Below are 12177 nucleotides of genomic sequence, written 5' to 3' on the forward strand. Positions count from 1 at the left end.
TAGTTACTAAATCGCTAACATCCAAAAAAGGAGTTTCATATTGTCACCCGTCCGAGTTCGCCAACACGTTAATCCACTTTCCGCCAAGTATCAAACGCCGGTAAATCCTCCCGACTGGCAGAATATTTATGCCGATCCGACAAAGCCGCTGCATTTAGATATTGGTTGCGCTAAGGGGCGGTTTTTATTGAAAATGGCGACTGTAGAACCCGATTGGAATTATCTGGGTTTAGAAATTCGAGAAACGTTGGTAGAAGAAGCCAATGAATGGAGACAGCAGGCGCAATTAGAAAATCTTTACTACTTATTTTGTAATGCCAATAACTCATTAAATCCTATTTTGAGTTCCTTGCCAGTCGGCACCTTGCAGCGCGTCACCATTCAATTTCCCGATCCGTGGTTTAAAAATCGACACGCCAAACGCCGCGTGGTGCAGCCAGAAATGCTCGAAGTTTTGGCAAAGTACCTGGTTAGTGGAGGAGTAGTTTGTGTTCAGTCAGATGTTGAGGCGATCGCAGTGGAAATGCGCGATCGCTTCTCCTGTTCCCCAGCCTTTCAAAGACAGGGAGGCGATGACTGGTTAGACACAAATCCCCTGCCAGTGCCAACTGAGCGCGAAATCAGTACCCTTTCTCGCGGCGAACCCGTTTATCGCGCTTTATTTATCAGGAGTTGAATTTTGAGGGTTGAGTTTTTAATGATGAGATTAATGGCGAGAAAATGAGGAAATTTTCAAAACTCATCACTCAACCCTCAACCCGCAAAACTTTCCTAAATCCAATTCGGCACCCACTGGCGCAACCAAGGCGGCACAGACCGAACATTGAAACGCGGTATCAAGATTTGATAATCTCTGGGGGATAAGGGCAAACCTAAATAGATTGGCATCCAGAACACAAAAGCTGCCAAGATCGCAAAAATTACCGTCAGCGCGATCGCTCTTAATTCACGCGCCGGACTTTGCAGCCACCTATCAACAATCCAGGCAAGCGCCAACCCCGCAAACACAGACGCTCCCATGTAATGGTACAAAAACGTGCAGCGAGTTACCCGCACCCAAGGCAGCACATTCGCCAACCAGTTTAGAACCAAGTACAAGGCAATCCAAGTTGAAACGCTTGGAGTAAATTTCCACCCTTTCCCAGTCAAGAAGTATTGAGCTAGCAAAAACAGCAGCAGTAAAATTGCCGCCGTTGAAAGAATCCACAGCACTGGATTTCCCATCGCGTGGACATCGTAAATCACGTTACCCACCCCTTTCGGTAAAGGCGGAAGTGCGGGTACCGCCGTATTCGTATTTTGAGCCGTTTGGTAAAAGTACGCCACCGGGCGCAGCATCAACAGCCAGGTATACCATCTGGAGCAGTAAGGATGAATTTTCGGCCCATCACCCACTCGTTGATGGTATGCCAGAATTTGCCTTTGCACCTCCCAAAATCCAAATTCTGGGTTGAGTTGAATGTGAGGAATCCAAATAACGGCGTAAAAAAGGAATGGGATGATTGCTAAATTCACTAATATGTGCAGTAAATTTAGCTGCGTCAGGTTTTGTAACGGGGTCAGAGTCAGGGCTGAGGAGCTAGGATTTAGGACTGAGGACTGAGGGCTGAGGACTGAGGAGTCAGGAGTCAGGACTGAGGAATCAGGAAAAAATCGCCTCTGCTCCTCCGATCCTTGACTCCCAGGTTCTCCGGTTTTTTTGCTCGCTTTGTCGGATGCCTGTTGCACCCATTGCATCGCCCAGGCAAAACCCCACATAAAGTAGGCACCTAACAGAAACCACAAGCCATTCCACTTGATAGCCACTGACGCCCCGAAAAAAATACCGGCTAGCGCTAGCCAAAACCAGCGTCGCATCGCTTGATTCGCGAGACTTAATAAGAAAAACCACTGCCCTAGCAGTCCAAAAATAACCAGATAAACGTTATTCAGGGCATAGCGTGACTCTACCAGAAATAAACCATCAGCGGCAGCAAAGATAGCAGCGATTAACGCATAGCTGCGCCGATAAGTGAGTTGATAGGCAATTCCCCCTAGCACTAAGGGAATAAATGAGCCAGTCAGCGCATTTAGCCAACGGTAACTCCAAGGCGAATGCAGAGAACCCGTCAGCCCGTTCATCGTATCTTTCCCGAAGGGTAAGCGATCGCCTATCCACATCCCCACGGCGATGATGTACTTGCTCAAAGGGGGATGCCCATCAAAAAAGGGAGTCCGGGTTAAATAGTTGTTGGCAAACTTCGCATAGTAAACTTCATCAAACACTAAAGTATTAAATCGTTCCAGCCCCCAAAAACGCAGGGCAAGCGAAACCAAGAATACGCCAGCCATTCCAATCCAGAACCACCGTTGGCTGATAGAACGTTTGTTAAACAAGAACATAAAAACCTGCTCAAACGCTTCAAGGCATTTCCAAACTGTGTAGCATCATCCCAAAAATTTCTCAATAAAACTTTACTCTGAGTAGAGTGCGTGTCAGACAAAAAAATGAACAAGGATGAGTTGAGCAAAACTGAAGTCGTTGCCAGTCAAGGATCTTCGCCCCCGCCGACCGGGTGGCAGGGTGCGATCGCTCGATTTTTTAAATTTGAGGAATTCCACACCAACTTTCGCACCGAAGTGTTGGCAGGCGTGACCACGTTTATGACAATGGCATATATTTTGGCAGTCAATCCGGGAATTTTGTCAAATGCCATTTTTCTGGAACAACCCCAGGATTTATTTGGGGAGTTGGCGATCGCAACCGCGATTTCCAGCGCCATTGCGACCTTGATGATGGGATTAACGGCTAATTATCCGTTTGCCTTGGCACCGGGAATGGGACTCAATGCCTTTTTTGCCTTTTCTGTCGTTTTGGCACTGAAAATTGATTGGCGAGTTGCCCTCAGCGCCGTTTTGATCGAGGGGCTAATTTTCATTGCTTTGACCCTATCAAGTATTCGCAGCCAAATTATCCGCGCCATTCCTGAATGCCTCAAACAAGCGACAGCGGCGGGAATTGGTTTATTTATCGCTTATATTGGCTTGGCTGGCGATCCGAAAACGGGGGGTGCGGGGATTATTGTGGCGAACCCCGTCACGAAAACCGCCTTGGGAAACTTGCAACAGCCGCAAACACTGGTAGCGATCGCGGGGATTCTCATCACCTTTGCTTTTGTCGCTCGCCGTGTCAAAGGAGCGCTATTATGGGGAATTCTCGCGACTGCCTTGTTGGGATGGATTCTTCGCATTACACCCCCGCCCTCTGGAATTATCGCACTTCCCCAGTGGCCAGGAGCTTTGCTCGGTCAAGCTTTTCAGGGGTTGAGTCAGATTAACCAAACCAACATCTGGAATTTGATCGCTGTCACCTTTGTCTTTCTGTTCATCGATCTCTTCGACACCATCGGCACTCTCGCCGGTGTTGGCATCCAGGCAGGCTACATTGATGAAAATGGGGAACTGCCCCGCGCGAGTGAAGCGCTGATGGCAGACGCCGTGGGAACCACTGTGGGGGCAATTCTGGGAACTTCCACCGTCACAACCTATATCGAGTCAGCCGCTGGCGTCTCGGAAGGGGGACGCACCGGGTTTACTGCCGTTGTCGTCGCCGCCTTATTTACTCTGTCAATATTTTTTATCCCTTTGTTGGCAGCAATTCCCGCCTTTGCTACAGCACCTGCACTGCTCGTTGTTGGCGTCTTGATGGCAGGAAATGTCCGTCTAATTCGTTGGGACGATCCTGCCGAATCAATTCCCTCTTTTTTGACGATTCTCCTGATGCCTTTGACTTACTCAATTGCCGAAGGTTTATCAATTGGTTTTATGACTTATCCACTGGTAAAAACATTTCAAGGAAAAGCGCACGAAGTCAGTTTAGCTGTGTGGATTTTAGCTGGAGTATTTGTACTGAGATTTGTATTTATGGCGGTAAACTCTGCTACGTAAAGTAACGACTTAGAAGCGAGCAGAAACTCCATTTCTAAATCCTTTTGCCAAAAAATTGCTTTTTTAAACCACAAAGGCACTCAGACACCAAGATGAAGAACTTCGTGTTTCCTGAATGTCTGAGTAGCTTTATGGTTCATCTTATCCAATCCCTTGCGTCATCAAGCTGGGTAGTGTGGAAATACTAACTTGTATGTCTGAATATTGAGCTTTATTTAGGATTCGAGAATTTGTAGGGGGGTTTGGGAACGATAAATCGACTGGCGAATTATCCTTATTTTTAGGGATTCCCATAAATTTATTCCCAATTAACGCTACCCACACTCTTATAAAAATGATTCTTCCCCTTCCCGGTTACGAACTCGTTGAAGCCCTACATGAAGGCACCGATACCGTTATTTATCGTGCTTCTAGGAAGTTGGATAAAACACCAACGATCGTTAAAGCGATCAAAGCCGAGTATCCCACCTTAGAAGAGCTGACCCGGCTAAAACATGAATATAAAATTTTAGAAACGCTAGTAGATATAGAAGGAGTTGTCAAGCCCCTAGCTTTAGAAAACTATCAGAATGGTCTAGCACTTATCTTGTCAGATTTTGGGGCAATCTCGCTAAAAAATTATATTAGCGATCGCTCTTTAGACTTAAGCGAATTTTTAAACATAGCCATTCAGCTAGCATCCACACTTGCTCAACTGCATTTAGCCCAAATTATTCATAAAGATATTAAACCTCAAAATATCATCATTAATCCAGAGACAAAGCAAGTTAAAATAATCGACTTTAGCATTGCTTCTCGTCTAGAAAGAGAAAACCAAACCCTTGGCAACCCCGCCTTACTTGAAGGTACTCTCGCCTATATGTCACCGGAACAAACCGGGAGAATGAATCGGTCGCTTGACTACCGCACCGACTTCTATTCTCTAGGTGTCACCTTTTATGAAATACTCACAGGTGAATTGCCTTTTAATGCTAGCGAGCCTCTGGAATTGGTACACAGCCATATCGCCAAAATGCCACTTCCACCTCATCAACTAAATACGGAAATTCCAGAGGCAATTTCCAATATTGTAATGAAATTGTTAGCTAAAAATGCTGAAGACCGCTATCAAAGTGCAGATGGCTTAAAGTTTGACCTAGAAATCTGTCTAATGAAGCTACAGACTACCGGAACGATTTCTGACTTTATTTCCGGCAGTGCTGACAAGGCAGGTCAACTACTGATTCCTCAAAAGCTTTATGGTCGTGAGGCGGAAGTTACTACCCTGTTAAATACCTTTGAGCGCGTCTCCGATGGTACTGGGGAAATGATGCTTGTTTCTGGTTATTCCGGCATTGGCAAAACTGTTTTAGTTAATGAAGTTCACAAACCCATTGTTCGACAACGGGGATATTTTATTACCGGAAAATTTGACCAGTTTAAGCGCAATATTCCTTATGCTTCCCTGATTCAAGCATTCCAATCCTTAATTCTGCAACTGCTAACTGAGGGCGAAGCAGAAATCCAAATTTGGAAAGAGGAACTCTTAGTTGCTTTAGGCGTTAACGGGCAAGTCATTACAGACGTGATTCCCGAAATCGAACTGATTATCGGCAAACAGCCGCACATTCCGGAACTTGGAGCAACTGAATCGCAAAACCGTTTCAGCCGAGTATTTAAACAATTTATTAGCGTATTTACAACTAAAGAACATCCACTAGTTGTTTTTCTAGATGACTTGCAGTGGGCGGATTCGGCATCGCTTAAATTAATTGAACTGCTGATGATCAATACTGATAGCCAGTATTTATTGCTAATTGGAGCGTATCGAGATAACGAAGTTTTTCCCACGCATCCGACATTTCAAACGATTGACAAGATAAGAGAAATGGGTACGACAGTGAATGATATTGTACTTCAACCTTTACAACTGCTGAATGTTGAAGAATTAATCGCCGATACTTTAAATGAATCGGTTCAAGCAAAACTGCTAGCGGAGTTACTTTTTAGCAAAACTCAGGGAAACCCTTTCTTCTTAACTCAACTTCTCAAAACACTTTACCAGGAAGATTTGCTGGTTTATAACTTGCACTTAGGAGAGTGGCAATGGAATCTTGAGCAAATTCAAGCGATTGGTATCACCGATTATAATGTCGTCGAGTTGATTGCTAGAAATATTCAGAAACTGTCGGATGAGACGCAGAAAGTATTAAAATTGGCAGCTTGTATTGGCAACACTTTTAATTTAGAAGTTTTGAGTGTTGTCAATGAAGAATCCTCCTTAGTTACTGCCACACAATTGTGGTCAGCACTTCAGGCAGGTTTAATTTTGCCCTTGAGCAATGAATACAAAATTCCCCTCGTATTTAGCCAGGAAGAATCGGGCGGTATTACCTTAACTGACCTCAAGGTTGACTACAAGTTTTTACATGACCGCGTACAGCAAGCCGCTTATTCTTTGATTCCTGATGAGCAGAAAAAACAGACTCATCTAACAATTGGTCAATTACTACTACAAAGCACGACGCCGGAAGAACAAAAAGAAAATATTTTTGCGCTGGTTAATCAACTTAATTACGGGACTGACTTACTCCATTCTGAGTCAGAAAAATACGAACTAGCTCAACTCAATCTTATCGCTGGTCAGAGAGCCAAAGCAGCAACCGCGAACGATTCCGCCGTCAAATATTTACAGGTGGGTTTATTTCTTCTGGCGAGAGATAGCTGGAACAGTCAATATGAACTGACATTAGCACTGCATGAGGAAGCAGCAGAGGCAGGTTTTCTGAGCGGTGATTTTGAAGGAATGCAGAGGTTAATTGAGAGCATACAAAACTGCGCCAAAATGCTGCTAGACAAAATTAAAGTATATGAAGTCCAGATTCAAGCTTATGTATCGCAGAACAAGCTACTAGAAGCAGTTAATACAGCATTAGAAGTTTTAAAGCTGTTAGGGGTGGAGTTTCCCGCTCAGCCCAATCCATCAGATATTGAGCAAGCATTGGCGGAAACTGCATCAATTTTGAACGGGAAGCGAATTGAGGATTTAATTGAGCTACCTCACATGAACGACCCCTATAAACTAGCAGCCATAAAACTTATGTCAAGTATCTTTTCTCCTGCATATATTGCAACCCCAGAACTGTTGCCCTTGACATTGTGCAAACAAGTAGATTTATCAGTCCAATATGGCAATGCTTCCGTGTCTCCGTTTGCTTATGCCAATTATGGTCTTCTGCTTTGCGGAGTTGTCGGAGATATGGATTCAGGCTATCAGTTTGGTCAATTGGCTTTAAGTCTAATGTCCAAGTTAAATGCTCAAGAAATTAAAGCCAAGACAGTTGTCGTAGTAAATTCATTTATCCGACCTTGGAAAGAGCATCTGAGAGAAAGCTTAGAGCCTTTAGTGTCAGCTTACGTTAGCGGAATGGAGACGGGAGATTTAGAATATGCAAGCTATGGTCTAATGCAGTACTCCTATTTCGCTTACTTTAGGGGCAAAGAACTGGCTATCCTTGAAAGAGAGATGGCTACTTACAGAGATGCTGTTCATAAAATCAATCAAAAAACAGCACTTCACTATATAGAGACCTATTGGCAGGCCGTTTTAAATCTACTCGGAAAAAGTGAAAATCCTAGCCTTCTCAAGGGTGAAGCCTGCGATGAGCAGATCAGGTTGTTATTGCACGAGCAAGCAAATGACAAAGCGGGAGTTGCTTACATATATTGGAACAAACTTTTACTTAGTTACTGGTTTGAAAATTACTCAGAAGCAATTGAAAATATAGCCATAGCAGAGAAATATTTAGATGGATTGGTAGGATTGCCCCCTGTTCCTATTTTCCATTTTTACGATTCTTTAGTACGGCTAGCAGTGTATGTCGAACGCTCAAAGTCAGAGCAACAGGAAATCCTCGTTCGCGTACAAAGTAATCAAGAAAAAATGCAAAAATGGGCGCATCATGCCCCAATGAATCATCTGCACAAATTCTATTTAGTAGAGGGAGAACGGCATCAGGTTCTAGGAGAAAAAGTCGAGGCGATAGAGATGTACGACAAGGCTATTACCCTCGCCCAAGAAAACGAATATATCAACGAAGAAGCATTGGCTCACGAACTCGCAGCTAAATTCTATTTGTCATGGGGTAAAGAAAAGATTGCCCAAACCTACATGACCGATGCTTATTATGCCTATATGCGCTGGGGTGCTTTAGCTAAAGTCAAACATCTAGAAGAAAAATACCCCTCATTAATAGCGCGATCGCCTGTTGCCACCGAAACCCCTTTCGTTCATACGATGACCATTGCCTCGTTAACTACTACAGGCAATCAAACAGGGTTGCTAGACTTGGCAACTGTAATGAAAGCATCTGCCGCCATTTCTGGCGAAATTGTTCTGTCTAACTTGCTCAACAAGTTAATGAAGATTTTGATAGAAAATGCAGGCGCTGAAACTGGCTTGCTTATCCTATCAAAAGAGGGTCAACTGGTTATAGAAGCGGCAGGGGCTAAAGATGAAGTCCAAGTGCTGCAATCTGTACCAGTATCAACATCTGGGCAGTTGCCTGTCTCGGTACTTAATTACGTCTCCAGAACTCAGAAAGATGTCGTTTTAAACGATGCTATCCACGAGGAAATTTTTAACACCGACTCCTACATTACCGAACAAAAACCAAAATCTATTTTGTGTGCGCCTATTCTATCTCAAGGTAAGTTAAGTGCCATCCTGTACCTTGAAAACAACTTGATTGCTGGCGCTTTTACACCGAAGCGGGTAGAAGTGTTGCGGATGTTATCGGGACAGGCTGCGATCGCTCTAGAGAATGCACGACTCTATGCCCACTTAGAATCTGCCAACCAACAATTAGAAGAATACAGTCGTACTCTGGAAGCGAAAGTAGAAGAGCGAACCCTGGAGTTACAAGAAAAAAATGTCCATTTGCAAAAAGCCCAGGAAATTGCTCAATCAGCCAACCGTGCTAAGAGTGATTTTCTCGCAAATATGAGCCATGAATTGCGGACACCGCTCAATGGCATTTTAGGTTATGCCCAAATCCTCAAGCGAGACAAAAGTTTAACTGATTTACAAAAAGATGGTTTAGGTATTATTCACCAGTGCGGCGACCATCTGCTAAACCTGATTAATGACATTTTAGACCTTTCCAAAATTGAAGCCAGGAAAATGGAACTTCACCCAACAGATTTTCATTTTCCAGAGTTTCTAGAAGGCATTGCCGAAATCTGTAACATCCGTGCCGAACAAAAAGGCATTTCTTTAATTTACGAGCAGATTACTCAACTTCCCACAGGTGTTAGGGCTGACGAGAAACGATTGCGGCAAGCTTTGCTAAACTTACTCGGCAATGCTGTCAAATTTACTGAAACTGGAGGCGTGGCTTTTAAAGTCGGCTATTACAAAGGCAAAATCCGGTTCCATGTGGAAGATTCAGGAATTGGCATGGCACCAGAGCAATTAGAAGAGATATTTTTGCCGTTTCAGCAGGTGGGAGAAAACCATCGCAAATCTGAGGGAACCGGATTAGGATTGGCAATTACCCGCCAATTAGTTCAGATGATGGGTGGCGAAATTCAAGTCCAAAGTATTTTAGGAAAAGGCAGTATTTTCTTCTTTGATTTAGATTTGCCTGAAGTTTTTCAATATGCTGAAGGTGTCAAACAAGATCAAAAAAATATCGTAGGATTTAAAGGCTATAAGCGGAAAATCCTCGTAGCAGACGATAAGCGAGAAAATCGCTCAATTTTGCTCAAGATGCTATTGCCTTTAGGGTTTGAAATTTTGGAAGCGATAGATGGCAAAGACTGCCTGAAGAAAGCGGCTGAATTTAATCCCGATTGCATCTTAATGGACTTGATGATGCCTGAAATGAATGGCTTTGAAACGACTCGGCGTATTAGGCGATCGCCCGAACTAAAAGATGTGATAGTGATTGGAACTTCTGCCAGCGTTTTTGATTTCGATCAGAACAAAAGTAAGGAAGCAGGCTGCAATGATTTTTTACCCAAGCCAATCCGAATACCAGAGCTTTTAGAAAAGTTACGACTTCACTTAGGGCTAGAGTGGGTTTATGAAGAAAACGAAAATCAACTAGAAAAAGACAATAAAGAAGAAAATTATCAGCCCAAAAACCGAAGCAATCAGCATTCATTAGCTACTCCATCAGCAGAGGAAATTGCAGCTTTATTTGATTTAGCAATGAAGGGCGATCTCAAAGGCATTGTAGAGCGAAGCGATCAACTAGAAGAATTAGATATTAAATATGCACCTTTTTCAGGCGAATTGCGTCAATTAGCTAAAAGCTTTCAAGTTAAAAAGATCCGCGAGTTTTTAAGGGCTGTAGGAAAAAATTAATGAATCCTTCAAATATTGAAAATGGGGTGATTTTAATCGTTGATGACAACCCTACAAATTTAGGAGTGTTGTTCGATTTTTTAGTGAATTCAGGCTTTCAAGTATTGGTAGCGCAGGATGGCGAGGATGCAATTGCTCAGGTTGATTATTCCCCGCCCGATCTGATTTTATTGGACGTACTCATGCCCGGTATAGATGGGTTTGAAACTTGTCAGCAATTGAAAGCGAAGAAATCAACGAAAGACATCCCCGTAATTTTTATGACGGCGCTTTCTGAGACTGTGGATAAAATCCGGGGATTGAATCTTGGGGCGGTTGATTACATTACTAAGCCGCTTCAACATGAAGAAGTTTTATCCCGAGTCAAAATCCATTTAAGCTTGCGAAATCTGACTAAAAGATTGCAGAAACAAAATGTGCATCTGGAACAGGAGATTGAAGAGCGAACTAAGGCAGAGAAAGCACTTTTAAAACTTACATCTGAGTTAGAAGGGCGGGTAAAAGAAAGGACGGCTGAACTTTTTTTATCCAATCAGCTGTTGACCCAATCAAATCAGCATCTGCAACAGGAGATCCAAGAGCGCATCTCTACTGAAGCAGCCTTGCAAGAATCAGAAGCACGCTATCGAGAACAAGCGCATCAGCTTAAACTTTCCTTCCGCCAACTTCAAGAAACTCAAAGCCAACTGGTTCATAGTGAAAAAATGTCTAGTTTGGGGCAACTGGTAGCGGGTGTCGCCCATGAAATTAACAATCCCGTTAACTTCATCTATGGGAATCTCACTCACGCCGATCACTATAGCCAAGATTTGCTCGACCTCTTGAGCCTCTATATGAAGTACACTCCTGCACCGCCACCTGAAATTAAGGAACACGCTGAGGCAATAGATTTAGAATTTTTAATTGAAGACCTGCCCAAATTGCTGAGTTCGATGAAAGTTGGATCTGACCGCATCCGCGAGATTATTTTGTCGTTGCGGATTTTTTCCCGCATGGATGAAACCCAAATGAAGCCTGTGGATATTCATGCTGGGCTAGATAGCACGCTGCTGATTTTGCATAGTCGGTTCAAACCTAGCGCCAACCATCCAGGTATTCAACTTGTCAAAGAATATGGCAATCTGCCTCTGGTGGAGTGTTATGCGGGTCAACTCAACCAGGTGTTTATGAATTTACTGGCGAATGCAATTGACGCTTTGGAGGAGTATGACAAAAAGCGATCGCCTGAGGAGATTTTCTTTTGCCGCAGTACGATTCGGATTCGCACCGAAGTAACGGACAATGAGTTTGTGACAATTTGGATTGGGGATACTGGCCCCGGTATAGCAGAGGAAGTACGCGATCGCCTATTCGATCCCTTCTTTACGACGAAAGCAGAGGGTAGAGGTACGGGTTTGGGATTATCGATTAGCTACCAGATTGTAGTCAACAAACATGGTGGTCAGATGACGTGTATTTCAGCACCAGGACAGGGGGCGGAGTTCATGATTAAAATTCCAATTCGCTCGTGCCCTCCAGAATTAGGTTGCCAATGCGTCATTTTGGAAGAAAGCGGAAATTCGGTCTAATATCAGAACCCGTCAGGTGTCAACTTAAGATTGGCTTAGCGGTTGAAACCACCGCGATACAGACAAAACCTGCCTTCTCCGGTTCAAAACTTATGATTCCATGAGTCCCCGCAAGCCGGACTTAGTTTATTTAGGCGTGGCTTCCAGTCGCTAGGGCTTCAGTAAAACTAGCAGTATAGCAACCGCCAAGATAGTTAGGACGTAGAGTAGAGAGCACCTATTGTCCTGAAGTTATTCAAGCTGCTCATGGCAAACCCCTATAGTTATGACCTGCGTCAGAAGGTGATCCAAGCGATCGAGTTAGACGGCATGAAGAAAAGTGAAGCCGCACAG

The 12177-nt window shown here is 43.8% G+C and carries 5 protein-coding genes and 1 pseudogene; 5 read left to right on the forward strand and 1 reads right to left on the reverse strand.

Annotated features, from left to right (window positions below):
* Positions 1–40: 40 nt before the first annotated feature.
* Positions 41–676: a tRNA (guanosine(46)-N7)-methyltransferase TrmB gene (trmB, locus tag NDI44_RS14185; protein WP_190410421.1), complete on the forward strand. Its 636-nt coding sequence runs from the start codon at positions 41–43 to the stop codon at positions 674–676.
* Between the two features lie 95 nt (positions 677–771).
* Here trmB and NDI44_RS14190 read toward each other — a convergent pair whose 3' ends face one another.
* A complete protein-coding gene (locus NDI44_RS14190; RefSeq protein WP_190410422.1) occupies positions 772–2382 on the reverse strand; it encodes a phospholipid carrier-dependent glycosyltransferase in 1611 nt (536 codons plus the stop codon).
* A 105-nt stretch (positions 2383–2487) separates the two neighbouring features.
* Between NDI44_RS14190 and NDI44_RS14195 the strand changes: the two genes are divergently transcribed.
* The 4 genes and pseudogenes from NDI44_RS14195 to NDI44_RS14210 form a co-directional block, all read left to right on the forward strand.
* A complete protein-coding gene (locus tag NDI44_RS14195; RefSeq protein ID WP_190410441.1) occupies positions 2488–3927 on the forward strand; it encodes an NCS2 family permease in 1440 nt (479 codons plus the stop codon).
* 334 nt (positions 3928–4261) lie between these two features.
* Positions 4262–10276, forward strand: a complete 6015-nt coding sequence (locus tag NDI44_RS14200) for a hybrid sensor histidine kinase/response regulator (RefSeq protein WP_190410423.1) — start codon at positions 4262–4264, stop codon at positions 10274–10276.
* Positions 10276–11844 carry a response regulator gene (locus tag NDI44_RS14205; RefSeq protein WP_190410424.1) on the forward strand — a complete coding sequence of 523 codons (1569 nt, stop codon included), beginning with the start codon at positions 10276–10278 and terminating at the stop codon, positions 11842–11844. The genes NDI44_RS14200 and NDI44_RS14205 overlap by 1 nt, the downstream gene beginning before the upstream one ends.
* Positions 11845–12090: 246 nt before the next feature.
* A pseudogene (locus NDI44_RS14210) lies at positions 12091–12177 on the forward strand (IS630 family transposase); the annotation flags it as partial.

It is taken from the genome of Trichocoleus sp. DQ-A3 (assembly GCF_039961975.1).
Lineage (GTDB): Bacteria > Cyanobacteriota > Cyanobacteriia > Cyanobacteriales > FACHB-T130 > FACHB-T130.

Excerpts from the sequence above, each read along its gene's own strand:
- NDI44_RS14190 (WP_190410422.1), bottom strand. The coding sequence starts at position 2,382 with ATGTTCTTGTTTAACAAACGTTCTATCAGCCAACGGTGGTTCTGGATT.
- NDI44_RS14205 (WP_190410424.1), top strand. The coding sequence starts at position 10,276 with ATGAATCCTTCAAATATTGAAAATGGGGTGATTTTAATCGTTGATGAC.
- NDI44_RS14195 (WP_190410441.1), top strand. The coding sequence starts at position 2,488 with ATGAACAAGGATGAGTTGAGCAAAACTGAAGTCGTTGCCAGTCAAGGA.
- NDI44_RS14200 (WP_190410423.1), top strand. The coding sequence starts at position 4,262 with ATGATTCTTCCCCTTCCCGGTTACGAACTCGTTGAAGCCCTACATGAA.